Source organism: Kitasatospora sp. NPDC001309 (assembly GCF_042896295.1).
Lineage (GTDB): Bacteria > Actinomycetota > Actinomycetes > Streptomycetales > Streptomycetaceae > Kitasatospora.
This window is the reverse complement of record NZ_JBIAXC010000030.1, coordinates 1-24,835: the sequence shown is the minus strand read 5'-3', so window position 1 is coordinate 24,835 and position 24,835 is coordinate 1. Positions and strand designations below refer to the sequence as shown.

The 24,835-nt window shown below is 73.0% G+C and carries 22 protein-coding genes and 1 pseudogene; 10 read left to right on the top strand and 13 right to left on the bottom strand.

The annotated features are described in order from the left end of the window. Positions 1 to 97: 97 nt before the first annotated feature. Positions 98 to 505 (bottom strand): hypothetical protein, encoded by a 408-nt coding sequence (locus tag ACFY2K_RS27195; protein ID WP_375886400.1) that lies wholly within the window; start codon positions 503 to 505, stop codon positions 98 to 100. An 85-nt stretch (positions 506 to 590) separates the two neighbouring features. Beyond that, entirely contained in the window at positions 591 to 3,647 is a 3,057-nt protein-coding gene (locus ACFY2K_RS27190; RefSeq protein WP_387714800.1) for a hypothetical protein, read from the bottom strand. A 212-nt stretch (positions 3,648 to 3,859) separates the two neighbouring features. Between ACFY2K_RS27190 and ACFY2K_RS27185 the strand changes: the two genes are divergently transcribed. Then, positions 3,860 to 5,377: an aminopeptidase P family protein gene (locus ACFY2K_RS27185; RefSeq protein ID WP_387714797.1), complete on the top strand. Its 1,518-nt coding sequence runs from the start codon at positions 3,860 to 3,862 to the stop codon at positions 5,375 to 5,377. Positions 5,378 to 5,533: 156 nt separating this feature from the next. Here the strand turns inward: ACFY2K_RS27185 and ACFY2K_RS27180 are convergent, their stop codons facing one another. Both ACFY2K_RS27180 and ACFY2K_RS27175 read right to left on the bottom strand, forming a co-directional pair. Beyond that, complete coding sequence (locus ACFY2K_RS27180; RefSeq protein WP_380529888.1) at positions 5,534 to 5,737, bottom strand: hypothetical protein; 204 nt, start codon at positions 5,735 to 5,737, stop codon at positions 5,534 to 5,536. 18 nt (positions 5,738 to 5,755) lie between these two features. Continuing rightward, positions 5,756 to 6,001: a hypothetical protein gene (locus ACFY2K_RS27175; RefSeq protein ID WP_380640929.1), complete on the bottom strand. Its 246-nt coding sequence runs from the start codon at positions 5,999 to 6,001 to the stop codon at positions 5,756 to 5,758. 102 nt (positions 6,002 to 6,103) lie between these two features. Here ACFY2K_RS27175 and ACFY2K_RS27170 point away from each other — a divergent pair, with 102 nt between their 5' ends. Next, positions 6,104 to 6,493 carry a hypothetical protein gene (locus tag ACFY2K_RS27170; RefSeq protein ID WP_387714792.1) on the top strand — a complete coding sequence of 130 codons (390 nt, stop codon included), beginning with the start codon at positions 6,104 to 6,106 and terminating at the stop codon, positions 6,491 to 6,493. Between the two features lie 55 nt (positions 6,494 to 6,548). Here ACFY2K_RS27170 and ACFY2K_RS27165 read toward each other — a convergent pair whose 3' ends face one another. From ACFY2K_RS27165 to ACFY2K_RS27135, 7 genes are all read right to left on the bottom strand, one after another. After that, positions 6,549 to 7,013 carry a GNAT family N-acetyltransferase gene (locus ACFY2K_RS27165; RefSeq protein WP_387714789.1) on the bottom strand — a complete coding sequence of 155 codons (465 nt, stop codon included), beginning with the start codon at positions 7,011 to 7,013 and terminating at the stop codon, positions 6,549 to 6,551. An 82-nt stretch (positions 7,014 to 7,095) separates the two neighbouring features. Then, complete coding sequence (locus ACFY2K_RS27160; protein WP_387714786.1) at positions 7,096 to 7,767, bottom strand: class I SAM-dependent methyltransferase; 672 nt, start codon at positions 7,765 to 7,767, stop codon at positions 7,096 to 7,098. Between the two features lie 50 nt (positions 7,768 to 7,817). Then, positions 7,818 to 9,086 carry a sugar ABC transporter permease gene (locus ACFY2K_RS27155; RefSeq protein WP_380593723.1) on the bottom strand — a complete coding sequence of 423 codons (1,269 nt, stop codon included), beginning with the start codon at positions 9,084 to 9,086 and terminating at the stop codon, positions 7,818 to 7,820. A gap of 71 nt (positions 9,087 to 9,157) precedes the next feature. After that, positions 9,158 to 9,937 carry an ATP-binding cassette domain-containing protein gene (locus tag ACFY2K_RS27150; RefSeq protein WP_375886383.1) on the bottom strand — a complete coding sequence of 260 codons (780 nt, stop codon included), beginning with the start codon at positions 9,935 to 9,937 and terminating at the stop codon, positions 9,158 to 9,160. Positions 9,938 to 10,030: 93 nt separating this feature from the next. Beyond that, a complete protein-coding gene (locus ACFY2K_RS27145) occupies positions 10,031 to 11,161 on the bottom strand; it encodes a sugar ABC transporter substrate-binding protein (RefSeq protein ID WP_375886380.1) in 1,131 nt (376 codons plus the stop codon). Positions 11,162 to 11,342: 181 nt separating this feature from the next. Further along, on the bottom strand, positions 11,343 to 12,761 hold the full coding sequence (locus ACFY2K_RS27140; RefSeq protein ID WP_387714782.1) for a sensor histidine kinase: 1,419 nt from the start codon (positions 12,759 to 12,761) through the stop codon (positions 11,343 to 11,345). A gap of 43 nt (positions 12,762 to 12,804) precedes the next feature. Further along, positions 12,805 to 13,482, bottom strand: coding sequence for a response regulator transcription factor (locus ACFY2K_RS27135; protein ID WP_375886375.1), 678 nt, complete (start codon positions 13,480 to 13,482; stop codon positions 12,805 to 12,807). Positions 13,483 to 13,607: 125 nt separating this feature from the next. On the opposite strand from ACFY2K_RS27135, the gene ACFY2K_RS27130 reads away from it, so the two are divergent. Then, complete coding sequence (locus ACFY2K_RS27130; RefSeq protein ID WP_387714778.1) at positions 13,608 to 14,300, top strand: PepSY domain-containing protein; 693 nt, start codon at positions 13,608 to 13,610, stop codon at positions 14,298 to 14,300. 1 nt (position 14,301) lies between these two features. Then, the gene (locus ACFY2K_RS27125; RefSeq protein WP_375886370.1) at positions 14,302 to 15,114 is read left to right on the top strand and encodes a hypothetical protein; all 813 of its coding nucleotides are present in this window, start codon (positions 14,302 to 14,304) and stop codon (positions 15,112 to 15,114) included. A 124-nt stretch (positions 15,115 to 15,238) separates the two neighbouring features. Here ACFY2K_RS27125 and paaK read toward each other — a convergent pair whose 3' ends face one another. Beyond that, positions 15,239 to 16,573, bottom strand: coding sequence for a phenylacetate--CoA ligase PaaK (gene paaK / locus ACFY2K_RS27120; protein WP_380593715.1), 1,335 nt, complete (start codon positions 16,571 to 16,573; stop codon positions 15,239 to 15,241). 277 nt (positions 16,574 to 16,850) lie between these two features. Here paaK and ACFY2K_RS27115 point away from each other — a divergent pair, with 277 nt between their 5' ends. The 5 genes and pseudogenes from ACFY2K_RS27115 (at position 16,851) to ACFY2K_RS27095 (ending at position 21,871) form a co-directional block, all read left to right on the top strand. Beyond that, positions 16,851 to 18,449 carry a hypothetical protein gene (locus tag ACFY2K_RS27115; RefSeq protein WP_380529903.1) on the top strand — a complete coding sequence of 533 codons (1,599 nt, stop codon included), beginning with the start codon at positions 16,851 to 16,853 and terminating at the stop codon, positions 18,447 to 18,449. A gap of 25 nt (positions 18,450 to 18,474) precedes the next feature. Further along, positions 18,475 to 18,789, top strand: coding sequence for a hypothetical protein (locus ACFY2K_RS27110; protein ID WP_380529905.1), 315 nt, complete (start codon positions 18,475 to 18,477; stop codon positions 18,787 to 18,789). Between the two features lie 307 nt (positions 18,790 to 19,096). Next, entirely contained in the window at positions 19,097 to 20,260 is a 1,164-nt protein-coding gene (locus tag ACFY2K_RS27105) for an ROK family protein (protein WP_375886360.1), read from the top strand. A gap of 171 nt (positions 20,261 to 20,431) precedes the next feature. Next, a pseudogene (locus ACFY2K_RS27100) lies at positions 20,432 to 21,289 on the top strand (IS5 family transposase). 249 nt (positions 21,290 to 21,538) lie between these two features. Next, positions 21,539 to 21,871, top strand: coding sequence for a hypothetical protein (locus tag ACFY2K_RS27095; RefSeq protein WP_380521343.1), 333 nt, complete (start codon positions 21,539 to 21,541; stop codon positions 21,869 to 21,871). Between the two features lie 757 nt (positions 21,872 to 22,628). On the opposite strand, the gene ACFY2K_RS27090 is transcribed toward ACFY2K_RS27095, so the two are convergent. Then, positions 22,629 to 23,402, bottom strand: a complete 774-nt coding sequence (locus ACFY2K_RS27090) for a GntR family transcriptional regulator (protein ID WP_375886354.1) — start codon at positions 23,400 to 23,402, stop codon at positions 22,629 to 22,631. Positions 23,403 to 23,720: 318 nt separating this feature from the next. On the opposite strand from ACFY2K_RS27090, the gene ACFY2K_RS27085 reads away from it, so the two are divergent. Further along, complete coding sequence (locus ACFY2K_RS27085) at positions 23,721 to 24,515, top strand: exodeoxyribonuclease III (protein ID WP_387714914.1); 795 nt, start codon at positions 23,721 to 23,723, stop codon at positions 24,513 to 24,515. The last annotated feature ends 320 nt before the right edge of the window (positions 24,516 to 24,835 follow it).

The window sequence follows — 24,835 nt, the reverse complement described above, 5'->3', positions numbered from 1 at the left end:
CGCACCGGAGGCGTCAGGGAATCCCCGCCCTGACGCCTCAGTGGTGTTCAGCGCCTCGGCGGCCCGCTCTCAGCAGCCTCCGCTCGCCGGCCACCGCTCAGTGGCCTTCCTCGACCGGGAACGCCCCGGTGGCCCAGTGCAGTCGCGCCGGGCCGCTGCTCGGCCGGTCGTGGTGCAGGTGGCGGCGGCCCTCGCCGAGCGGACCGAGGTCGAGCGGGGCCAGGGTGCCGACGGCCAGGGCGGTGGACTCCTGGCCGGTGAGCGGTACGACCGTCAGGTAGGAGGCGTCGTCACCGCCCGACCAGTCGGTGAACTCGGTGCGGATCCAGCCGAACCGCTGCGCGCAGGACAGGCAGCGGCGGATGGACACCGAGAAGTGCGGGTCGGCCACCACGGCCGCCTCGTACGCGAAGCCCTCCCGCTGGCGCGCCCAGACCGCCTCCGGGTCCTCCCCGTAGCACTCCGCGCAGCCGAACGCCCAGTACCCTCCGGCCCTTCCACTCACACCGGCACCCTTCCCTCGTCGCGCTGCTCCGTACGGGCCCGGCCGGTGGTGGTCCGGCCGGGCCCGCCGTTCAGCCTACAAACGCTCAGCCCCAGTTGCCGACCAGCGGCTGGTCGCCCCAGTTGCCGAAGCGGGTGCCGTAGACGGTCAGGGTGCCCTCCTTGGACGAACCGTAGAAGCTGCGGTCACCGGGCCGGTAGACGCCGACGGTGTCGGTGCCGGTTCCGTCCCAGTCGCCCTTGATCGGGATGTCGCCGGTGTTGCCGTACTGGAAGGTGTGGTCGGCCTGCCCGCCCGGCGTGTTGGTGTCACGCAGGTAGAACGTCCGGGTGGTGGGATCGTAGGCGCCGATGGTGGTGCGGCCGCTGCCGCTCCAGTTGCCGACCAGCGGGGTCCACCCGGGGTTGCCGAACTTGAGCGAGTAGGCGGGGTTCGCGTTGTCGTCGCTGAGGTAGAAGGTCTGGTCGCCGGGCCGGTAGACGCCGATGGTGGTGCGGCCGGTGCCGCTCCAGTCGCCGACCACCGGGAGGTCGCCGGTGTTGCCGTACCGGTACGTGCTGGTGCTGCCGTCCGCCTTGGACAGGACGAAGGTGGACGTCGCCCGGTGGTAGACGCCGATGGTGTCGGTGCCGGGGCCGTTCCAGTGGCCGGTCAGCGGGACGTCGTCCGCGTCGGTGAACAGCGCGGAGGTGCCGGAGCCGCCGAGGAAGACGTCGTTGTGGCTGTTCTCGCTGACGCTGCGGTCGCCGGGCCGGTAGACGCCGACGCCGGAGGCGGCCGGGGTCGGCGTGGCGTTGATCACCGCCGTGCCGATGGCGCGCTGGCGCTGGGTGGTGAGCGGCCATTCGGCGCCCTGCTGGGAGTTGAGCCAGCGGAAGTTCTGGAGGTAGACGACCCGGGGGTGCTGGGCGGCGATGGCGCGGTAGTCGGCGTTGTTGGCCGCGATCTGCGCGTCCGGGGCCGTCCCGCAGGAGCCCATGCCCTTGCTGAACGACTCCGGGAACATCACCAGGTGCTGGTCGGGCGAGGCCAGGGCGCCCTGCAGAGTGGCCAGTTCCTGTTCCAGGGTGCCGCGGCCGGGGCAGTAGTCGTCGAAGCCGACCAGGTCGACGCCGCTCGGCACCGGCGAGGTCAGGTGGAACGGGTCCGTGGTGTACGCCAGCATCTTGCCGGGGAAGGCGTCCCGGACCTGGTTGACCTGGGTCTGCACCTGGCCGGCGTCGAAGCCGTGGTAGTACGGCTCGTCCAGGGTGTAGATCGCCGAGAGCTTGTCCAGGTTGGCGCCGATCCGGGCGGCCAGCCCGGCCAGCGCCGCCGGGGCGTCCGGGTTTGGCTTGCTCACCGGCCAGGTCGAGGGCACCGCGACCTGCTTGCTGACGTCGATGACGCAGGAGGCGGGGCGGCAGTAGTCCAGGAAGCCGGCGTAGCGCGGATCGGTGAGGTCCTGGCCGATGAAGTTGTTCATGGTGGTCCAGGGGAACAGCTCGGCGCTGTGGTCGACGCTGTTGTTGTACTGGTCCGGGTCCATGACGTCGAAGTAGCCGTAGTAGTCCAGCCCGCCGAGCATGCTGACCCGCAGGTCGTCGGCCGTGGTGACGGTGCCGGGGGTACTGCGCTGCGCGCCGAGGTGGAGGTAGCCGTCCCGGGGCAGGGCGGCCGGGGTCTGACCGGCGAAGACGGTGGTGCCGTCCACGGTGACGACGGCCTGCCGGGCGGCGCCGCCCGCGAGGGTGAGCGCGACGTCGTGGGTGCCGGAGCCGGCCGGGACGGCGGCGCTCAGCAACGGCAGCGGCGTACCGCCCTGGTAGAGCGTGAGCGCGCCGTCGGCCTGGAGCCTGAGGCCGAGGGCGACGTCGTCGGTGTCCACCGCGCCGGTGGCGCCGGAGGCGTTGCTGACCAGCAGGGTCGCGGCGTCCGTGCCGCTGGTGCGGCCGACGGCCGGGGTCAACCGGGCGTGCACCGTGTAGGAGCCGGACAGGTCCGCGGTGGCGGGCTTGTTCAACCGGACGGCGGCGGTGCCCTGGGGGAAGGACAGCGCGTCGGGCGCGGCGGGACTGTTGACCCGCACCGAGCCCGCCGGGGGCGTCGCGGCCAGGCCCTTGGTGCCGGACACCGCCGTGTAGTTGGCCGAGACCAGGGTCGGCTGGCGGGCGCTCAGGTCGTCGTTCAGCCCGTCGTCGCCGCCCGCCGGAGCGCCGTCGAAGGTGTCCACGAAGGGCTTCGCCCCGGCCGTCGCGGCGGCGTCGATCCGGCTGGCGTTCACACCCGTGCCGTTGCCGTCGCCGAAGGTCGTCAGCTCGCCCGGGCCGGACAGGTACGCCCCCAGGTAGAGGAACGCGCTGCTCGGCCAGCGGTTGACCGACCCGGGGCCGGTGACGGTGAACGCGGTGCCGTTGACCGTCAGGGTCACCGCCCTGTCCGCGCCGGTCGACACCTTCACCGAGACCGCGTACCGGTCGGCCGACGCCACCGAGCCCTGCCAGAAGGGGGTTTCGCCTCCGCCGCCGTGGAACAGCGCCAGCTTCCCGGCCGAGGTGACCGTCAGCCCCAGGTCCACGTCGCCGCTGGTGACGTACCCGTTGGCACGGTGGCTGCGGCCGAGCACCAGCGAGGCCCAGTCACCGCTGGAGGTGTCCCCCACCACCGGATCCACCACCGTGGAGACGGTGTACGTCCCGTCGGTGTCCGCGATCACCGGAGCGCCCAGCATGACCGCCGAGATCCCGGTGGTGAACACCAGCCGGTTCGGCTGGTCCGGGGTGCTGACCTGGACGTACGAGGAGTCCGGCGCCACCGAGGTGTCCCAGCGGCCGGAGGTCCTCGTCCAGGAGACCGTCCGGGCGCTGCCCTGCTGGCGCTGGTCCAGGCCGACGTTCAACCCGCGCAGCGGCGCGGTGTTGAGCGCCGGGCTCTGCCGGAACGAGTCGGCGAACGGGCCCGCGGCCGTGAGGTTCACCGGCACCGGAGGCGCCGCGGCGGGTGCGGCGGCAGGTACGGCAGCGGGTGCGGCGGCGGGCACGGAGGCGGGTACGGAGGTGAGGGCGGCGGCGGGTACGGCGGCGAAGCCCGCCGGTGCCACGGCCAGTCCGACCAGCACCGCCGCGGCCGTCAGGCCCCGGCCGGTGCGTCTTGTGAGTGTCACCGAGTCAACTCCCGGTCGTCGGAGCGGTCGGCACCGGGTCCGGGCCGCCGCAGGGGCGAGCGGCCCGGGCGTGCTCCCGCACACCGGTCCCTCCCCCCGCCGGGATGGTAGGCGATGTGTGCGAACGGCCGTGGCCGGTTACCGGATTCGGTACCGGCCCCTTCTCTTCGGACGCCGTTCGATATACGGTACACAACGCTTGTTACGTACCCATGTGCCAGGCAGGTCGGCGCGACGAGGCGCCGCATCTCCCCGCCCCCTCTGGAGAATCCGCTGTGACCGAGCCCACTGACGCCACCGAAGCCACCGAGACCATCAAGTACCGCAAGAACGGCCTCACGCGCGGGGTGACCGAGGAACTCGCCGAGAGCATGAAGCGCGGCTGGGCCAACACCGAGCGCCACGCCCTCGAAGCGATCCCCCAGGCCGCCCACACCGAGCGCCGCCGGGCCGCGCTGTCCGCCGCCTTCCCCGGTGAACTGCTGGTGGTCCCGTCCGGCAACCCCAAGGTGCGGGCCAACGACACCGACTACCCGTTCCGCCCCTCCTCCGACTACGTCTACCTGACCGGCGACCAGTCCCAGGACGCCGTCCTGGTCCTGGAGCCCACCGGCGCCAGCGGCCACCACGCCGTGCTCTACCTGCGCAACCGCTCCGACATCGAGAACGGCGAGTTCTGGCTCGACGGCCACGGCGAACTGTGGGACGGCCGCCGCAACAGCCTCACCGAGAGCGAGAAGCTGTTCGGTCTGCCCTGCCGGGACGTCCGCACCGCACGCGCCGACCTGGCCGCCACCACCGCCCCGGCCCGGGTGCTGCGCCGGCACGACGCCGGGGTCGAGGCAGCCGTCGGCGGGCGCGCGAACCCCGAGCGGGACGCCGAGTTCGAGGTCTTCCTCTCCGGCCTGCGGCTGGTCAAGGACGAGTTCGAGATCGCCCAGCTGCGCCACGCCTGCCAGGCAACGGCCCGCGGCTTCGAGGACGTGGTGCGCGTCCTGGGCACGGACGCCGCGACGCCGGAACGCCTGATCGAGGGCACCTTCTTCGTCCGCGCCCGCCTGGAGGGCAACGACGTCGGCTACAGCACCATCGCCGCCGCCGGCCCGCACGCCACCACCCTGCACTGGGTGCGCAACAACGGCCAGGCCCGCCCCGGCGACCTGCTGCTGCTCGACGCGGGCGTGGAGACCGACGAGCTCTACACCGCCGACGTGACCCGCACCCTGCCGGTCTCCGGCCGCTTCACCGACATCCAGCGCAAGGTCTACGACGCGGTGCACGCCGCCCAGGAGGCCGGCATCGCCGCCGTGAAGCCGGGCGCGGACTTCCGCGACTTTCACCGCGCCGCCCAGCGCGAACTGGCCGAACACCTCACCGCCTGGGACCTGTTCGGCGACCTCACCGCCGACAAGGTGTACGAGCTGGGCCTGCACCGCCGCTTCACCCTCGCCGGGACGGGCCACATGCTCGGCCTCGACGTCCACGACTGCGCCCACTCCCGCACCGAGGAGCACGTCGACGGCACGCTGCTGCCGGGCATGGTGCTCACCGTCGAACCGGGCCTCTACTTCCAGCAGAACGACCTGACCGTCCCGGAGGAGTACCGGGGCATCGGCGTCCGGATCGAGGACGACATCCTGGTCACCGAGGACGGCAACGAGAACCTCTCCGCCGACCTCCCCCGCGCCTCCACCGAGGTCGAAGCCTGGCTGGCCGCCCTGCGCGGCTGACGACCTGCGACCGACCACCGCAGTGCGGCCCCGGCAGCACGCCGGGGCCGCACTGCGGTCACTTCAATAGGCGGAGTGACAGATCTGTGACACCTCCGAACACGGCGAGCAGCCCCTGCTCGACCGAGGCCGAGCAGGGGCTACTCGCTGTGTTGGTCAGCGGAAGCGCAGTACCGCGGTGCTGCCGCCGACGAGGACGGGTCCGTATTGGTCCGGGTCACCGAGCGAGCGGTAGTTGATCACCGGGTCGCCTGCTCGCACGAGGGCTGTGGCGCACGCGAGGCACCAGGGCTGCGGTGGCTGCACGTCTCGGTCCTCGATCGCCGCCTCGGCGGTGCGACACTGCGCGCAGATCGACATGCAGCCCTCCTGGCTGTCTCAGCCCCAGCTGGAACCGCACGCGGTGCAGCCCCAACGGCCTTCCATGGTCTGGTAGGTGTTCCCCGACCCGCAGATCGGGCACGCCGTCATCTCGGTGCCCTGGCCGCTCTCCGGCAGGCTACCGTGCGTCGGGGTGGTGAGGTGGGTGGTCTGGACGGTCGGGCGGTCGAGCAGCCGCTCGCGCTGATCGCACAGGTGTAGCGCCTGCCGCTTCACGCCGTAGGCCTCGCGTCGGAGGGGCACGCCGAGGTCGCCTGGCCTGCAGCGGATCGGGCGCTCGCGGCAGCGCAGGCCAGTGGTGACCCGGTGGTCCGGGGAGAAGCAGCCCGGGTTCTGGCGATCACGATGCGGCGCGCCGGCCGCCTGGCCCGCTCCGGGGCTCCGCGAACCACCCTGTTCACGGTCGACGCGACCAGAGCGCAGGCGGACCGGTACTGGATCGGCGTGCACTCCGCCCTGGGCACTCCCGACGAGGGCGTGCAGTACGCGGCGCGGATCGCCCCGGAGCGGCTGCCGACTGCCGAGCGCCAGGCCCGATTCGGTACGGACTGTGCCCGCATGTGGCACCACCTCGGCGACCACCGCCGGACCGTCGCCGCGTTGCAGTTCACCGAGCGGGTCGCCCCGGAGGAGGTGCGCCGACCGGCCCTGCGGGCGTTGACGGCGGACCTCCTCTATGCGCCGGTCACCGTGCCCGGCGTGCGGGAACTCGCCACCCGCACAGGCGCCTCGTAGGCCCGGCCCCTCCTGGTGGCGGCCCCGCCCCGGGGGGGGTGGTGGTCGGCGAGCCCTAGTTCTCAGCGCCCGCAAGGGGCTTGACCCAGCGGGTCCACTGCGGTTCGGGGTGGTAGCCGGCGGCCTGCCAGGTGCGGTGGCCGAGGGCGTTGTCGTCCAGCACCATCGCGTCGGCGCGGCGGCCGCCGAGTGCGGCGAAGCGCTCCTCGGCGGCGGCCAGCAGGGCGGCGCCGATGCCCCGGCGGCGGTGGTCGGGGTCGACGGCGAGGCGGTACAGGTGGCACCGCCAGCCGTCCCAGCCGGCGATGACGGTGCCGAGCGGGGTGGCCGGGTCGTCGGCCGCGGTGGCGACGATCAGGCACTGCGGGTCCCGGGCGAGCAGGGCGGCGACGCCCGCCTCGTCGTCGGTGATGCTGGTGCCCTTGGCGGCCCGGGCCCAGAGGGCGAGCAGGGCGGGGATCTCCTCGGGCCGGGCGGGGCGCAGCACGATCTGTTCGGCGGTGCCGTTCTGTTCGGTCATGCCGGTCTGTCTAGCAGGGGGTCCGGCCGGGCCGCCCGGAATTCCGGGGCGTGGACGGCCCCCTGGTGGGAACGGCCGGCGGTCAGCCGAGGCGCCACACGGTGGTGGTCTTGACCGAGGCGTCCTCCAGGTCCGCCACCACCGGCACCTGGTAGGCGGCCACGGCGGTGAACCGGTCCCGGGGCAGGTAGGCCCGGCCCGGGTCGCCGACGATGACGGTGGCGCCGCGGGCGGCGGCCCGTTCCAGGAAGGGCAGGAAGCGGGCGGCCATCTCGCGTTCGTAGAACACGTCGCCGGCCAGTACCACCTCGGCCGGGGCGCCGTCCCCGTCCACCAGGTCGACCAGCGCGCCGTCCACCCGTACGCCGTTGGCCTCGCTGTTCAGGCCGATGGCGGCGACCGCGTAGGCGTCGATCTCGGCGGCCCGCACCTGCGTCGCGCCGCGCAGCGCGGCCGCCACGCCGACCAGTCCGGAGCCGGCCGCGATGTCCAGCACCGCCCGGCCGTCGACCAGTTCGGGGTGGTCCAGCACGTAGCGCGCGACCGCGACCCCGCCGGCCCAGGCGAAGGCCCAGAACGGCGGCGGCAGTCCGGCGCGGCCGCGTTCGCTCTCGGTGGTCTCCCACAGCGCGATGGCGTCCTGCGCCATGTGCAGGCGGATCTCGGGCACGAAGGGGACGGGCGTCAGCTCGGTCTCCCGCAGGATGAAGGCCTGATCGGTGTCCGGTCGATGAACTCGCAGCTCACTCGGCATGCCCGCAGCATAGGGCCCGCCGGACCCCGCTCACGCCCGCTCACACCCGCTCACGCCCGCCCGGCGGCCCGCTGGGTACGCCGGGCCAGCGAGTCGACCACGACGGCGGCCAGCAGCACCGCGCCGGTGATCATGAACTGGATGGCGTTGCTCAGGCCCTGGATGTTCATCCCGGACTGGATCGAGCCGATCACCAGCGCGCCCAGCAGCGCCGACCAGGTCTTGCCGCGCCCGCCGAACAGGCTGGTGCCGCCGATGACGGCCGCCGCGATGGCGTTCATCAGCAGGTTGCCGCCACCGGAGGTCTGGCTGGCGGACTGGATCTGCGCGGCCAGGAACAGGCCGCCGATCCCGGCCATCGTGGAGCAGATGGCGAAGACGCTGATCCGGATCCACGAGACGTTGATGCCGGCCCGGCGGGCGCCCTCGATGTTGCCGCCGAGCGCGAACACCTGGCGGCCGTACGTGGTGCGGCGCAGCACGAAGTCCAGCACCACGATGAAGATCAGGAAGATCAGCAGGGCCAGCGGCAGCCCCTTGTACTGGTTGAGGGTGTACGCGGCGAGGAAGGCGATCACCGCCAGCAGCACCGTCCGCAGCACGATGTCGGTGACCGGCCGGGACGGCACGCCCGCGGCCTGCCGTCGCCGGGCGTCGACCAGCGAGGCGAAGAGGAACAACAGCACGCCGACGGCCGCCGCGCCGTACGCGGCGATCTGCTGGCCGTAGATGGTGCTGTAGAGCCGGGAGACGATGTCCTTGCCGGAGAGGTTGACGGTGCCGCTGGCGCCGAGCACCTGGAGCATCAGGCCGTTCCAGCCGAGGTTGCCGGCCAGGGTGACGACGAAGGCCGGGACGCCGATCTTGGCGAAGAAGAAGCCGTGGACCGTGCCGACGATCGCCCCGCCGACGATCGCGGTGATCAGGGCGACCCACTGGTTGACGCCGTTGGTGACGTTCAGGACGGCGAAGATCGCCGCGCACAGGCCGCTGACCGAGCCGACCGAGAGGTCGATCTCGCCGAGCAGCAGCACGAAGACCACGCCGATCGCGATCATCCCGGTGCCGACGATCTGCTGGGACAGGTTGGAGAGGTTCTGCGCGGACAGGAAGGAGCTGTTGAGGCTGCCGAACACCGCCCAGATCACGATCAGGGCCAGCACGACGGGCAGCGAGCCCAGTTCGCCGCTGCTCATCCGGCGGCGGAACTCGCCCAGGTAGCCCTTGACGCCCTCCTGGCGGACGATCAGCCGGGGGTCGACCGCGGGGGTGGCCTCCGGGGCGACCGGGACGGGCGCGTTGACGCCGCCGGTGGGCATGGCGTCCTCGGGCAGCGGGGGGCGGTGGCGTTCGGGTTCGCCGCCGGGGGTGTTCCCGGGGGTGTGGTCGCTCACTGGGACCCCTCCTGGCCGCGGGCCCTGCGGCGGGTCACGGCGTTGTCCGTGGCGCCGGTGATGGCCGAGATGATCTCTTCCTGGTTGGTGCCGCGCCGGTCGAAGACGCCGTTGTTGCGGCCGAGGCGCAGCACCGCGACGGTGTCCGCGACGGCCATCACGTCCGCCATGTTGTGGCTGATCAGGATGACGCCGTGGTCCTGCTCGCGCAGCCGCTCGACCAGGTCGAGGACCTGGGCGGTCTGCTCGACGCCGAGGGCGGCGGTCGGCTCGTCCAGCATCACGACCTTGGGCGAGCCGATCAGGGCCCGGGCGATGGCGACGACCTGGCGCTGGCCGCCGGAGAGCGAGGCGACCGGGATCCGCACGCTGGGGATGCGGATGGAGAGGGTGTCCAGCAGCGTCCGGGAGCGCTTCTCCATGGCGACCTCGTCGAGGATGCCGAAGCGCCGGATCTCGCGGCCGAGGAAGAGGTTCCCGACCACGTCGAGGTTGTCGCACAGCGCGAGGTCCTGGTAGACCGTGGCGATGCCCAACTGCTGGGCGTCCTGCGGCCGGTGGATACTCACCGGTCGGCCCTGCCACTCGATGGCGCCGTCGTCGGGCTGGTGCACCCCGGCGATCGACTTGACCAGGGTGGACTTCCCGGCGCCGTTGTCGCCGACCAGGGCCAGCACCTCGCCGGTGTGCACCTCGAGTTCGATGTCGGTGAGCGCCTGGACGGCGCCGAACCGTTTGGAGACCCCGCGCAGGGCCAGTACGGTCTCACCTGGCACAGTGACCAACTCCCTTGCCCCGCCTCCTCGGTGGAGGCGGGGCGGTTCGGATTCCGGGCCGCCTACTCCTGGCCGCCTACTACTGGCCGCCCGCTACTGGAGGCCGGCGCTCTTGCAGGCGTCGGCGTAGTCCGGGGTGCAGATCTGGGCGACGGTGTACAGGCCGTCCTGGACCACGGTGGTCTTGATGTTGTCCTTGGTGACGACGACCGGGGTGATCAGGTTGGCGGGCACCTTGTTGCCGCTGCCGTTGGTCACGGTGGTCGGGACCAGGCTGGCGTCCAGCGCCTTGCCGGAGGCCAGGGCGACGGCCATCTGCCCGGCGATGTCGGTCTCCGGCTTGAACGGCTTGTAGATCGTCATGGTCTGGGTCCCGGCCACGATCCGCTGGATGCCGTCGAGTTGGGCGTCCTGGCCGGTGAGCGGGACGCTCAGGCCGGCCGCCTTGAGCGCGGTCGCGACACCCGCGGCCATGCCGTCGTTGGCCGAGTAGGCGCCGACCACGTTCGGCCCGCCGATCGCGGTGATCGCGGCGGCGGCCTCCTGGTTGGCGGTGTTCGGGTCCCACTGGGGGGTGTCGTACTCCTTGCCGATCTTGAGCTTGCCGTCGATCGCGCTGTGCGCGCCGGCCTTGAAGTCGGCCGCGTTGGGGTCGGTCGGCGAGCCGTTGATCATGAAGATCTCGCCCGCGTTCGCCTTGCCGCCGACCGCCGCGACCAGGGCCTGGCCCTGGAGCTCGCCGACCTTGTGGTTGTCGAAGGACACGTACGCGTCGGCCGGACCCTGGGCGAGCCGGTCGTAGGCCAGCACCTTGACGCCCGCGTCGTGGGCCTTCTGCACGGAGGACTGGATCGACTTGGCGTCCACCGCGTCCAGGATCAGCACCTTGTCGCCCTTGGTGAGGGCGGTGTCCACCTGGGTCTGCTGGAGGGTCGCGTCCTGGTTGGCGTTGTAGTAGTCGATCTGCGCGTCCGGCGCCAGTTCCTTGATCTTCTTCTCGATCAGCGGGCGGTCGAACTGCTCGTAGCGGGTGGTCTTGGTCTCCGGCAGCAGCAGGCCGATCCGCACCGCACCGACCGCGGCCGTCCCGCCGCCGCTCGCGGCGGCCGAGCCCGACGATCCGCCGCCCGACGAGGACTGCTTGGCGCTGCCGCAGGACGCCGCGCCGAGGCCGAGGGAAACCACTGCGGTCACCGCGAGGACGCGGCGGAGCCTGATGCTCATCGGGAAGCCTCTCCGATTGAATCCGCCCCCCTGCCCTCCGAGTCTGGGAAGCCATCAGCGCCTCCACGACCCAGGTGCGCCAAACGGGCGTGCCCGCGGTCGTCGGGCCGCGGCTCAGCGGACCGCAGCTCGTCGGACCGCCGCCCGTCGGGTCGCAGCTCGTCGGCGCCCGGTGCGGTCGCTACTCCCCCGCCAGCGGCAGCGCGGCGGTGAGCCGGGCACCGGCCTCGGTCGGGGTGACGGTGAGGGTGCCCCGGTGGTGGCGGGCGATGTCGCGGGCGATCGGCAGGCCCAGGCCGCTGCCGCCGTGGTCGCGGGAGCGGGCGTCGTCGAGGCGGGTGAAGCGTTCGAAGACCCGCTCCCGGTCGGCGGGCGGGATGCCGGGCCCGTCGTCCTCGACGTCCAGCAGGGCGAGGCCGCGCCCGGGGTCGGCGGCCAGCCGGACGTGCACGGTGGTGGCGGCGTGCCGCTCGGCATTGTCCAGCAGGTTGGTGAGCAGCCTGCCCAGCCAGAGCGGGATGCCGTCGACGGCGACCCCGGGGGCGAGGTCGGTGGTGCGGCGGTGCGGGCCGGGCGGGCGGGCCAGCACGGTGGTGGCGACCAGCTCGGTGAGGTCGGTCCGCCGGCGCGGCAGGTCGTCGGTGCCGCCGGCGTCGAGGCGGGCGAGCAGCAGCAGGTCGGTGGCGAGGTTCTGCAGCCGGTCGGTGTCCTCCAGCGCGCCGTGCACCAGCTCGGCGCGGACCGCCGGGTCCGGGTGGGTGTCGGCGACCTCCAGCTGGGTGCGCAGCACGGCGAGCGGGCTGCGCAGTTCGTGCGAGGCGTCGGCGATGAACTCGCGCTGGCGTCGGCCGGAGGCCTCCAGCCGGTCGAGCATCGCGTTCATGGTGGCGGCGAGCCGGGCGATCTCGTCGGCGGTGCCCGGTTCGGGGACGCGGCGGTGCAGGTCCTGGCCGGTGATGGCGTCGACCTCGGCGCGGATCGCCTCCACCGGCCGCAGCGCCTGCCCGGTGACCTTCCAGGTGACCACCACCCCGGTGAGCAGCAGCAGCGGGCAGGCGACGGCCAGACCGGCCTGGGTGATGTCCATGGCCTCGTCGGCGGCGCGCAGCGAGGCGCCCGCGTACACGGTGACCGGGCCGGTCGGGGTGTCGGCGGTGACGGCGGCGAGCCGCTGGCGGTGGTGCTCGTACAGCGGGTCGACGTCGTCGGTGGTGTGCGAGCCGGTACGCCCGGCGACGGACAGCGCCGGGCGGCCGGCCAGGCTGGGGCTGGCTGCGAGGACGCTGCCGCGGGCGTCGACGACCTGGAGGAAGTCGGTGCCGTGGGCGGCGTGCAGGACGGGTGCCAGCCGCCCCTGGGCGGCGAGTTGGGCGACCGAGTCGGCCTGCTGCCGGGTGGCGGAGGTGGCGGAGGCGACCAGGTCGGCGCGGACGGCGGCGAGCAGTCCGGCCCCGGCCAGGACGAGGGCCGCGGCCAGCACCGTACCGGCGGCCGCGGTGGCCCGGGCGCGCACCGTCCTCGGGACGAACCGGCGGAGCACGGAGGGCAGACGGCGCAACCGGCTGAGCACGGACGGCAGTCGGCGCAACCGTCGGAGCACGGAGGGGACCTGCCGCGGTCCGGGGCGGCGGGAGCGGCGCACCTCAGCCGCCGGCCGGGTCGAGCCGGTAGCCGGCGCCGCGCATGGTCTGCAGGGCGGCCCGGCCGAAGGGCGCGTCGATCTTGCGCCGCAGGGCGTGGACGTGCACCTCGACGATGCTCGGGTCGGCGTCGTGGTGGGCGTCCCAGACCTGGTCGAGGATCTCGCGCTTGGAGACCACCGTGCCGGCCCGGGCGGCCAGGTGCTCCAGGATCGCGAACTCCCGGGCGGTCAGGTGGGTCGGGGTGCCGGCCCGGGTGCAGGTGCGGGCGTTGGCGTCCAGGACCAGGTCGCCGAGGGTGTGCAGCCGGGGGCGCTGCTGGTCGATCCGGCGGTGCAGTGCGCGCAGCCGGGCGAGCAGGACGACGAAGGAGAACGGTTTGGCGAGGTAGTCGTCGGCGCCGGTGTCCAGGGCCTCGGCCTCGTCCCACTCGCCGTCCTTGGCGGTGAGCATCAGGATCCCGGCCCGGCAGCCGGCCTCGCGCAGCCGGGCGCAGACCCGGTAGCCGTTGAGGCCGGGCAGCATGATGTCGAGGACGATCACGTCGTAGGGGTGGCGCTCGGCGAGGGCGAGGCCCTCGGGGCCGTTGTGGGCGGTGTCCACGGTGTGGCCGTCGGCCTCCAGGCCGCGCCGCAGCGCGGTGGCCATCCGCTGTTCGTCCTCCACGACGAGTATGTGCATCCGTTCAGGGTGCCAGGCGGCCGTGAGTGATCTTGCGGCGGCTTAAGCGTGGGTTCAGGTGCGGTCCGCCATGATCGCCGGGCGCGGAGCGCAGCGCCGCACTTCCCAGGCAAGGAGCACGCCCGATGACCGATCCCCAGTCGTCCTTCACCCCGTCGTCCGGTGAGGAGCCGGAGGTCCCCGAACTGCCGCCGCTGTCGCCCCGGCGCCGTCGCGCGCAGCGGCTGCGCGCCTGGGCGGGCGGCAAGGAGCGCCGGCTGGCCGCCGGGGTGGTGACGGTGGCGCTGCTCGGCGCGGGCGGGCTGGCCGTCGCGGTGGCGGCCCACGAAGGACACGGAGAGGGTGGCCGCGGGCACCGCGAGGCGGCCTCGGCCGAGGACGGCGCCGGACGCGGGGACGGGCACGGCGGCGGGCACGGCGGCGGGCACGGCGCCGGACGCGGGCAGGAGCAGGAGCGCGGCCGCGGGCAGGAGCAGGGACACCGGCACGGGCAGCAGCGCGGCGGCGAGGGCCAGCAGCAGGGCCAGGGCCGGGCGCAGGGCCAGGCGCCCGCCCCGCTGCCCTCGGTCGGCGCCTCCACCGCCCTGGACAAGGCCCAGGCCGCCGTGCCGGGCGGCCGCGCCGAGTCGCTGCGCCGGATCACCGAGCAGGGCGGCGGGGCCGCCTGGGCCGTGTCGGTCGTCGGCCAGGACGGCGTGCGCCACCTGGTGACGGTGGACGGCACCAGCGGTGAGCTGACCTCCAACACCACCGTCGGGAACGCCGCCGCCGGGAACGCCGGCGCCACCGGCAACACCGCCGACGGCGCCGAGGGCTGACATGGCCCACACCTCGACGACCCGCCCCGCCCCCGACCGCCCCGCCCCGGGCCGGCCCCCGCGCTCCGACGCCAACAAGGTGCCCGCCGTGGACGGCTGGTTCTGGCTGGTGAAGGTGCTGACCACCGGCATGGGCGAGACGCTCTCCGACTTCCTCGCCAAGACCTTCGACCCGGTCCTGGCGGTGGCCGCCGCCGGGCTGCTGCTCGCCGTGGCCCTGCTGGTGCAGCTGCGGACCCGGCGCTGCGTGCCCGGGCTGTACTGGGCGGTGGTCGTCCTGGTCAGCGTGTTCGGCACGATGGTCGCCGACGTGGCGCACGTCGCGCTCGGCGTCCCGTACGCGCTGTCGGCCGGCTCGCTGGCGGTGGCGCTGGCGGTGCTGTTCCTGCTCTGGCACCGGGTGGAGGGCTCGCTGGCGATCGACCGGGTGACCGGGCTGCGCCGGGAGCTGTTCTACTGGTCGGCCGTGCTGGTGACCTTCGCCCTGGGCACCGCGCTGGGCGACCTGACGGCGGCCACCCTGCACCTCGGCTACCTGGTGGCCGGGCTGGGCTTCGCGCTGCTGATCGCGATCCCGGCGGTGGCGGCCCGGTCCGGCTGGGTGGGCCCGGTGGCCGGTTTCTGGTGGGCGTACGTGCTGACCCGTCCGCTGGGCGCCTCCTTCGCGGACTGGCTGGGCGTGGGCGCCGACCGCGGCGGCATCGGCCTGGGCACCGGCCCGGTCAGCCTCGCCCTGGCGGTGCTGATGGCGGTGTCGCTGGCGCTCGCCGCGCGGGCGCACCGTCGGGCGGCGGCTGGACTCTCCGCCCACTGAGCGTCTACATTGCTGTAGACGTCGGAGGCGCACGGCATCACCCCCCGGACAGCCGTGCGCCTCCGGCCTCCCCGCAGACCCCTGCCCCCCGCAGGCCCCCGCCCCCGCAGGACGCCGCGGCCCTTCACCCCCGCTCGTCGACCACCCGCTTGATCTTCCCGACCGAGCGCTCCAGCGTGTACGGGTCCACCACCTCGACCGAGACCGTCACGCCCACGCCGTCCTTGACCGCCCGGACGATCTCCGCCCGCGCCGCCTCCCGCAGCCCGGCCGCCGCCTCCGGGCGGGCCTCCACCCGGACGGTCAGGTGGTCCAGCCGCCCCTGCCTGGTCAGCCGCAGCTGGAAGTGCGGGGCGACGCCCGGGGTGCGCAGCAGGATCTCCTCGATCTGGGTCGGGAAGAGGTTCACCCCGCGCAGGATGATCATGTCGTCGCTGCGCCCGGTGACCCGCTCCATCCGCCGGAAGGCCGGCCGTGCGGTGCCGGGCAGCAGCCGGGTGAGGTCGCGGGTGCGGTAGCGGACGATCGGCAGCGCCTCCTTGGTGAGCGAGGTGAGGACCAGTTCGCCGCTCTCCCCCTGCGGGAGCACCTCGTCGCCGAGCGGGTCCACCACCTCCGGGAGGAAGTGGTCCTCCCAGATGTGCAGGCCGTCCTTGGTCTCCACGCACTCCTGGGCGATCCCGGGGCCCATCACCTCGGAGATGCCGTAGATGTCGACGGCGTGCAGGTCGAGCCGCTCCTCGATCTCGCGCCGCATCTCCTCCGTCCAGGGCTCGGCCCCGAAGATGCCCACCCGCAGCGAGCTGCCGCGCGGGTCCAAGCCCTGCCGGTCGAACTCGTCCAGCAGGGTGAGCAGGTAGGACGGGGTGACCATGATGATCTCGGGGCGGAAGTCCTGGATCAGCTGGACCTGCCGGGCGGTCATCCCGCCGGAGGCCGGGATGACGGTGCAGCCGGCCCGCTCGGCGCCGTAGTGCGCGCCCAGTCCGCCGGTGAACAGCCCGTAGCCGTACGCGATGTGCACCTTGTGCCCGGGCCGGCCGCCGGCCGCGCGGATCGAGCGGGCCACCACGTCGGCCCACACGGAGAGGTCGTTCTCGGTGTAGCCGACCACGGTCGGGCGTCCGGTGGTGCCGCTGGAGGCGTGGATCCGGCGGACCTGCTCCATCGGGACGGCGAACATCCCGAAGGGGTAGCCCTCGCGCAGGTCGGCCTTGGTGGTGAACGGGAAGCGGGCGAGGTCGTCGAGGGTTCGGCAGTCCTCGGGGTGGACCCCGGCGGCGTCGAACTTGCGGCGGTAGAGCTCGACGTGCTCGTAGGCGTGCCGCAGGGTGACCCGGAGCCGGTCGAGCTGGTGGGCGCGCAGTTCGTCGACGCCCATCCGCTCGCCGGCATCCAGGAGCGCTGGCGGAATCGGCTCCCCCAGGCGTCGGTCGGGGTCGGACGCACGGCCGGTCATCGTCGCTCCTTCGCAGGTCGGACGGGACTGGGAGCCCTACCGATCGTTCGGTCAGGACAAGCCCAGGCCAAGTAATCCAGCACCCGAACCACCTGTCAAGGGATCGCACGGCGCTCCCGGAATGTGCAGTTCCGGTGCGTTCGTACCGGGTTCACCCCCGTCGCTTGATTGGCTGATATGAAAATCATTACGGAACTATTACCCGGGGGCCCCACCCATCGGGCCGCACCCATGGTTCAGTGGTGCGGCTTCTCCCCCGCACCCCGGAGTGATCACCTTGGCCTCGACCCCTGCGCTGGTCAGCGCGCTGCGCGAGCTCGGCGACCGGCCCGCCGTCGTCGCCGACGGACGCGCGATCAGCGGCATCGGCCTGCTGCTCGGCGTATCCCCGCCCGGCGGCCTGCCCCGGGCCCTCGCCGAACGCGTCGCCGCGCACGCCGCCCTGCCGCCCTCCACCGCCCGCGCCGCCGAGGAACGGCTCCGGCACTGGGCCGGCGTCCTCGGCCCGGCGCCCATCCGGCACACCGTGCTGCACCCGGTCACCGACCTCGCCGTCGAACTCGCCCTCGCCACCCTGCTGGCCGGCGGCACCGTGCACTGCCCCGACCCGGCCCTGCCCCCCGAGGAGCAGCTCACCGCCCTCGCCGCCGGCGGCACCACCCACCTCAGCCTGCCCTCCGCCCTGCTCTGGCAGCTCAGCCGGCACCCCGGCCTCGCCGACCACGACCTCGGCGCGCTCCGGCTCGTCCTCCACGTCGGCCCCGAACCCCGGCAGGACGACGTCTACGCCGCCGTCGACGCCCTCGGGGCCGTCCTCGCCCACGTCCGCGCCCCGCACAGCCAGGCCGAGGCCGCCGACCGCCGCCTGCGCGCCGACGCCCGGACCGCCACGGCCGCCGCCTGGAAGCACAGCATCGGCGTCACCGCCGAGCAGGTCAGCACCTTCGGCGCCCACCTCGACCGGGCCGTGCTCACCACCCTGCTGCACACCCTCCAGCAGACCGGGATCCTCACCGAACCCGCGCCGGGGACCGTCCCGGGGACCGACCCGGGGCCGGGTCCCGACGCCGCCCAGGCCCCGGCGCGCTCCGAGGCCGAACTCCTCGCCACCGCCCTCGTCACCCCCGCCCAGCGCCCCCGGGTCGGCCGCTGGCTCGACGCCCTCGCCCGACACGGCCTGATCGCCCACCGGGACGGCGGCGCCCAGGGCCCGCTCTACCACGGCGCCCCCGAACTCGGCCCCGCCGCGGTCCGGGAGGCCTGGCGGCCCGCCGCCGACACCTGGGCCGACGGCCTCGGCAGCGCCGCCGTCCTCGACCGGGTCAGACGCGGCGCCCTGCGCCTGCCCGGCCTCCTCACCGGCGACGAGGCCCCCCGCCCCGCCGCCGCCCCCGTCCGCTGGGCCGCCGCCCGCGGCTACCTCGGCACCGCCCTCGGCGCCCTCGTCCGCGCCACCGCCGAGGCCCACCACGGGCCGCGGCCGCTGCGCGTCCTCGAACTCGACCGCGACGGCACCGAGACCGCCGTCGCCCGCGCCCTCGCCGCCCGCCCCCGGCAGAACGCCGACCACCACCTCGCCCCCGACGGCGGGCGCTACGACATCGTCGTCGCCTCCGCCGCCGGACGGCCCGAGGAGGAGGTCCCGGCCCTCGTCGACCTGCTCGCCCCCGGCGGCCGGCTGCTGCTGCTCGCCCCCGTCGCCGAACAGCTCGACCTGCTGATCACCGGCGACCCGCGCGGCCTCACCGCCCACCCGGCCGAGCACTGGCAGTCCGCCCTCACCGCCGCCGGCTGCCCCACCGTCCTCACCCTCCCGGAGGCCGGGCACCCGATGGGGCTGCTCGGGCAGGGACTGTTCGTCGCCCGGGTCGACTGACGCGGGCGCCGTTACGATCGGGCGCATGGCCGCTTCCGTCTCCGCTTCGGTTTCCGCTCCCGCTTCGGTGTCCGTTTCCGCCTCCGTGCGCTCGATCCGCTCCCGGGCCTCCCTCGGCTCGATCGGCTCCATCGGTTCCATCGGCTCGCTGCTGTCGATCGGATCCGTCGGGTCCGTGCTCTCCATCGGCTCCGTCGGCAGCGTGCTGTCCATCGGCTCGGCCGGGTCCGTGGTCAGCGCGTTCTCGGCCTGCTCCTGGCTGAGCGTCGGCTCGCTGCTGTCCGTGCGCTCCCGCTGGTCCGTACGGGGCCGGCGCCCGGGGCGGGGACCGAGGCAGTGACCCGGACACGGACCCGGGCACGGACCGTCCGTGGCCGACCGGTGAAGCACGGGTCACGTACCGCCACCCGATCCGTACCATTTCGATACCGAAGCCCAGGTGAGCTGCGGGAATCCTCGCCGCCCGGGGCGCTCCCCCGGTAGGCTCCGGCTTGTCCTCCGGGCCTCCGTACGGGCGGCCGTGCGCCGCCCGTTCCGCGTTCCGTGTTCCGTGTTCCGGGGGGCAGACCCCCGCGGGCCGTTCGGTGGGCTCCGCGGACTCGACACCGCGCGCCAGGGCAGTCGCGCGAACGGCGAAGGGCATCGCATTGGCGGATCGGCTCACCGGAGGAGACTCCTCGCTGCTGCGGCGGATCAACGCCGCGGTCACGCTACGGGCGCTGCGGACCGGCCACTCCGTGACCCTCACCCAACTCGTCGGCGAGACCGGGCTCTCCCGGCCCACCGTCGAGGGCGTCATCGAGGGCCTCGTCGACACCGGCCTGGTCGCCGAGGTCGAACAACCCCGGGAGGACGGCCAGTCCGGCACCGGCCGCCGCGGCCGCCCCGCCCGCTGGTTCCGCTTCCGGGCCGAGGCCGGACACATCCTCGGCATCGAGATCGGCGTCCACGACATCCGGGTCATCCTCGCCGACCTCACCGGCGAAGTGGCGGGCAGTCACTTCAAGCCCGTCGACGAGACCCTCGACGCCGAGGAACGGCTCACCGCCGTCCGCACCGCCGTCGCCGAGGTCCTCCGCAAGGCGGGCATCTCGCGCGACAACCTGTGGTCCGTCGGCATCGGCACCCCCGGCATCGTCGACCGCGAGGGCACCGTCCAACTCGGCACCGCCATGCCCGGCTGGACCGGCCTCGACCTCGGCGCCCGGCTCCGGCGCTCCTTCCGCTGCCCCGTCCTGATCGAGAACGACGCCAACCTCGCCGCCATCGCCGAACACTGGCAGGGCGCCGCCGTCGGCGCCGACGACGTGGTCTTCGTGATGGCCGGCCTCAGCCCCGGCGCCGGCTCCCTCATCAACGGCAAGCTCCACCGCGGCTACGGCGGCGCCGCCGGCGAGATCGGCGCCCTCCACCTGCTCGGCCAGGAGGTCACCCCCGAGAAGCTCCTCTCCACCACCGGCAAGCCCCTCAACCCCCTGGACGAGGCCGCCGTCGCCCGCGTCCTGCGGCTCGCCCGCGAGGGCGACGAGGTCGCCAAGGTCGCCATGGACCGCTTCCTCACCAGACTGGTCCAGGGCGTCGCCGCCCTGGTCCTCGCCATCGACCCCCAGCTGGTCGTGATCGGCGGCTGGGCCGCGGGCCTCGACGGCGTCCTGGAACCCCTGCGCGAACGCCTCGCCCAATTCACCCTCCGCGCCCCCGAGGTGGCCCTGGCCGCCCTCGGCTCGGAGGTCGTCTCGATGGGCGCCCTGCGGGTCGCCCTCGACCACGTCGAGGACCAGCTCTTCGCGGTGGACCCGCCCCGGGTCTGACGGCCGCGTTACGGGCATGAGGGTCGGCGCTCAGGGGCCGGCGTAGTGCTCACCCCTCGCCCACGACTCCAGCGCCGGGTTCATCCACCCCGCCTCCCCGCTCGTCACCGTCGGCCCGCCGGTGATCGGCCTAGAGCGTGTCTCGTTGATGGGCTGAGCTGTTGATCGGATGTGTCCGCTCGGTTGGTAGTTAGCGATGCGATGTGGGGCCGGATCGAGCCGTTGATGCCGGCCGATCCGGTTCGTGGCCGTCGGTGGGCCGATCACCGCCGTGTCCTTTAGGCCATCGCCTGGAAGTACAGGACTGGTTCGCCTTGGAGGGACCTACCGGAGGAGCTCGGTCCCTTCCAGACCGCGCACAAGAGGCTGCTGCGTTGGGCGCTCGACGGCACGTGGCAGCGGATCTTTCACACCGTGCTGGCCGCCGCGGATGCTGAAGACGAGATCAGCTGGACCGTCTCGGTGGACTCCACCGTCTGCCGGGCCCACCAACACGCGGCTGGCGCACGCAAAGGGGATCACGGCCGTGGCGAGCCGGCCGACCACGCGCTCGGACGTTCACGCGGCGGGCTGAGCACGAAGGTCCATCTGGCCAGCGATGCCCAGGCCCGGCCGCTCGCCATGGTGGTGACGGCGGGGCAGGCTGGCGATGCCCCGGCGTTCACAGCCGTCATGGCCGCGATCCGGGTGCCGCGCCTCGGCGGGGGACGCCCTCGGACCAGACCTGACACCGTGATCGCGGATCGCGCCTACTCTGCTCGCGCGATCCGCTCCCACCTGCGTGAACGGCACATTCGGGCGGTTGTCCCACAGCCGGTGGACCAGGTCCGCCACCGGCTGCGGCGCGGCTCGCAGGGAGGCCGCCCACCAGGTTTCGACCGCGAGGCCTACAGGGGACGGAACACGGTCGAACGGTGCATCGCCCGCTTGAAGCAGTGGCGCGGCCTGGCGATGCGAACTGACAAACTCGGCGTTGTCTACCAGGCCGCGCTCCACGTCGCCGCCGTGCTGATATGGCTCCGCAGGTGACCTGGAGCCAGCCCGGTGCTCCTCGCGGCCGGGGTTCGCCTTGTGACTTGTCCAGCGGGTGGGTCTGGGATGCCGTGGCTGAGAGCGGTTGCTGATGCTCGGTCATGCAGAGGAGTTGAATCAGATATTCGAGTCATGCCGTTCATTGAGCCGAACGGGTGGCATGCTGGTTGGGCGGATGCGCCAGGGGAATTGTTTGTTCGCTGCCCGGGCCCGGGCAGCGAGCCCCCTTCCGGACAGGACGTTCCCATGCGCCTTCGCAACGCCGGTGTCGCCGCCCTCGGCGCCCTCACCCTCCTCCTCGCCGTCCCCGGCTCCGCCAACGCCGCCACCGGTGACTTCCTCTACAAGTACGGCCTGCTGGGCGGCCAGGAGGGACTACTGCCCGACCCCGTGAGCGGCGTGTGCCTCAACCTGGACGGGGCCACCGACCTCGAACCGGCCACCTCCCCGCGGAACTTCACCAACGCCACCGCCACGGTCTTCCTGGACACCGACTGCAACGGCGACGTCTACTACGTGATGAACCCGGGCAAGAAGCTTGGCCCCCTCTTCAGGATCCGCTCGGTCATCTTCTCGTAGCCTGCAGCCACGCCGCCGAAGGCCACCGCGCGAGGGGCCGGCCCCGGGGACCGACACGATCGGGGCCTGCCCCGGGCAGGACTATGACCGGCCGACAGGCTGCCCGCAGCGATCGGGTGCGACGCCCGCGACGATACCTGGCCAGCAGAGACGATCAGATGTGCGAGCTTTGAGAGTTCTGCGAGCGCCGGATCGTGTCCGGACAGGTTGACCGAGCCGCGACAAAAGGGCGGGGTGGCCGGTTTCCCGGGCTGGCCCAGGGGGCGTTCGGCTGACCGGCTCCGAGATGGATCAGTCCCGCTGGGCTTCGCGGGTGGCCGGACGGCCGGGTGGACCTGTTGCCAGTCGATCCGCGGGGGCATCTGCCCGAGACGACGTGGGGGGTACTCGGGGACCGGGCCTGTTCGCATTATCGCTGGTGTACTCGTTGTTTGAGCGCCCTGAGAGGGATCTGCCTCTGGAGCTGGCGTAGCGGCCGCCGAGGTGCGCGAGCGAGACTAGCCCGGTTCACAGCCGACCTGCCGGTCCGGGCGGCCATTCTCGGTTGAGCGTCTGCGAATGACCGTTCCGCAAGCGCATTCAGCCCGCACTGATGGCGGGAGTTGCCCGTAGCCTCGGCCGGAAGCCGAGGCCAGCAAGCACCCCGTGCCTTCGGGACATCAAGGAGACACGCCCTAGGCCCAATCAGCCCCAACGGCCGCGACCCGGGCGCCAGTTCGGCGGCCGGGTCGCGGTCTGAGGGTTGTCGGAGAGTGGTTCAGGAGGCGGTGCGGACCTCGGGGGTCGCGCCGACCGGGGTGACCTCGACCAGGCCGGTCTCGCCGAAGGTCAGCTTGCAGGTGTCCGCACGGTAGGTGGCGACGGCGAGGGCCACCAGGCGGCCGGCGGCGGCGTACTGGGTGGTCATGACCAGCACCGGGGTGCCCGGCGGGCGCTCCAGCAGCGCGGCCTCGTCGGCCTCGGCGACACCGAGCTCCACGGCCCGGGACTCGCCGTCGACCTCGAGCCGCTCCAGCTGGCGCAGCACCGAACGGGCGCGGTCGCTCTCGGCGCGGAAGCCGGGCAGGTGCGGCAGGGCGGAGGTGGGGACGTGCAGCGACTCGGTGGCCATCGCGCGGCCCTCGACCAGGCGGACCCGGCGGACGGTGTGCACGGTGGCACCCTCGGCGATGCCGAGGTTCTTGGCCAGCTGCGCCGGGGCGGGGGCGGTGGTGCAGTCCACCGTGCGCCAGGACTGGCTGCGGCCGACACCGGGCCAGCCCTCCTCCTGCCGGTTCACCGGGACGCCGACCCGTGGGGCGGCGATCAGCGTGCCGATACCCCGGCGGCGGACCAGGCGGCCCTCCAGCTCCAGCTGGTCGAGGGCCTGGCGCAGGGTGGCACGGGCCACGCCGAAGCGGGCGGCGAGCTCGCGCTCGTTCGGGAGGACCTGGCCGGTGGAGAACTCCGAGTCGATGGCCCGGAGCAGCACCGTGCGCAGGTGCCAGTACTTCGGTTCCGGCACCGCCGAAAGCTGTCCTGTCGTCCCCACCGTGTCCTCCACCTGGTCTTGTCCGCCGTACGACAAGGAGGGCGGATCCCGGGCCCGCTGCCCGCTGTTGCGGCAGGTGGGAGAGCGGGCCTTTATCCGTCCTTCTTTATTAAAGGTCCTTGCAGTAAGTGACCCTAGGTGCTCCCTCCGGAGATGGTCAAGACCAATGGCAGGGCTTGATGGGACCGTCGCGAACATTCATGCCACGTTCACGACAGCCTGCCCGGACCGGTCCGCGACCGCCCCCGACCGGCCCGCGGCAGCGCGTCACGCTTCGGTGCGTGGGCGCCCAATGGGTAGGCTGCCCGGGTGATCGTGGTGACGAGTGTGAACGTGAACGGAATCCGTGCGGCGGCCAAGAAGGGCTTCGTCGAGTGGCTCGCCGGAACGGAGGCGGACGTGATCTGCCTCCAGGAGGTGCGCTCCGAACCCGGGCAACTGCCCGTCGAACTGCGCGACCTGGACGGCTGGCACGCGATCTGGGCCCCGTCGGTCGCCAAGGGCCGGGCCGGCGTCGCGATCCTCTCCCGCAAGGAGCCGCAGCGCAGCGTGATCGGATTCGGCTCGGAGGAGTTCGACAATTCGGGCAGGTACGTGGAAATCGACCTCCCGGGCCTCACCGTCGCCAGCCTCTACCTGCCCTCCGGCGAGGTCGGCACCGAACGCCAGGAGGAGAAGGAACGCTTCATGGCGGAGTTCCTCGTCCACCTCACCGCCCTGCGCGCCCGCGCCGCCGCCGACGGCCGCGAGGTCGTGGTCTGCGGCGACTGGAACATCGCCCACCGCCCCGAGGACCTCAAGAACTGGAAGGCCAACCAGAAGTCCGCCGGCTTCCTCCCCGAGGAACGCGCCTGGCTCTCCCGCGTCTACGACGAGGCCGGCTACGTCGACGTCGTCCGCGCCCTCCACCCCGACCGCACCGGCCCCTACTCCTGGTGGTCCTACCGCGGCCGCGCCTTCGACAACGACTCCGGCTGGAGGATTGACCTAATTATCGCTACTGGAATCCTCGCTAAGAAGTGCGTCGAGGCCTACGTCGAACGCGCCGCCACCCACGCCGAGCGCTGGTCCGACCACGCACCGGTCACGGCAGTGTTCGATCTGAACAACTAGGCAGCAGAAACTGGTAGTTCGACAGAATCAAGAGGCGGCCCCGACGCGGGGCATTCCACACGTCGGGGCTGCCTCTCGGTAGCAAATACGCCAGCGGCGAGGGACCTCGCACGGCAATCCCGGAGTGGATTTTTCAACAAAGCGATTTAGGTGACTCTGCTTCCACAAGCGAAGCACCCGTCCGCCCCAGATCAGCTCCCCCGACGATCCAGACCCGAACATCCCTCTAGTGTCCTGAGTCCTTGATCCGTCGGATGTATCCAGCGAGGGATTCGAGGATCTGGTCAGCGGTTTTGGTCCAGACGTAGGGCCGGGGGTCG

Excerpts from the sequence above, each read along its gene's own strand:
- ACFY2K_RS27185 (WP_387714797.1), top strand. The coding sequence starts at position 3,860 with ATGTGCCAGGCAGGTCGGCGCGACGAGGCGCCGCATCTCCCCGCCCCC.
- ACFY2K_RS27180 (WP_380529888.1), bottom strand. The coding sequence starts at position 5,737 with ATGTCGATCTGCGCGCAGTGTCGCACCGCCGAGGCGGCGATCGAGGAC.
- ACFY2K_RS27170 (WP_387714792.1), top strand. The coding sequence starts at position 6,104 with ATGCGGCGCGCCGGCCGCCTGGCCCGCTCCGGGGCTCCGCGAACCACC.
- ACFY2K_RS27165 (WP_387714789.1), bottom strand. The coding sequence starts at position 7,013 with ATGACCGAACAGAACGGCACCGCCGAACAGATCGTGCTGCGCCCCGCC.
- ACFY2K_RS27160 (WP_387714786.1), bottom strand. The coding sequence starts at position 7,767 with ATGCCGAGTGAGCTGCGAGTTCATCGACCGGACACCGATCAGGCCTTC.
- ACFY2K_RS27155 (WP_380593723.1), bottom strand. The coding sequence starts at position 9,086 with ATGCCCACCGGCGGCGTCAACGCGCCCGTCCCGGTCGCCCCGGAGGCC.
- ACFY2K_RS27145 (WP_375886380.1), bottom strand. The coding sequence starts at position 11,161 with ATGAGCATCAGGCTCCGCCGCGTCCTCGCGGTGACCGCAGTGGTTTCC.
- ACFY2K_RS27135 (WP_375886375.1), bottom strand. The coding sequence starts at position 13,482 with ATGCACATACTCGTCGTGGAGGACGAACAGCGGATGGCCACCGCGCTG.
- ACFY2K_RS27130 (WP_387714778.1), top strand. The coding sequence starts at position 13,608 with ATGACCGATCCCCAGTCGTCCTTCACCCCGTCGTCCGGTGAGGAGCCG.
- ACFY2K_RS27125 (WP_375886370.1), top strand. The coding sequence starts at position 14,302 with ATGGCCCACACCTCGACGACCCGCCCCGCCCCCGACCGCCCCGCCCCG.
- paaK (WP_380593715.1), bottom strand. The coding sequence starts at position 16,573 with ATGACCGGCCGTGCGTCCGACCCCGACCGACGCCTGGGGGAGCCGATT.
- ACFY2K_RS27110 (WP_380529905.1), top strand. The coding sequence starts at position 18,475 with ATGGCCGCTTCCGTCTCCGCTTCGGTTTCCGCTCCCGCTTCGGTGTCC.
- ACFY2K_RS27095 (WP_380521343.1), top strand. The coding sequence starts at position 21,539 with ATGCGCCTTCGCAACGCCGGTGTCGCCGCCCTCGGCGCCCTCACCCTC.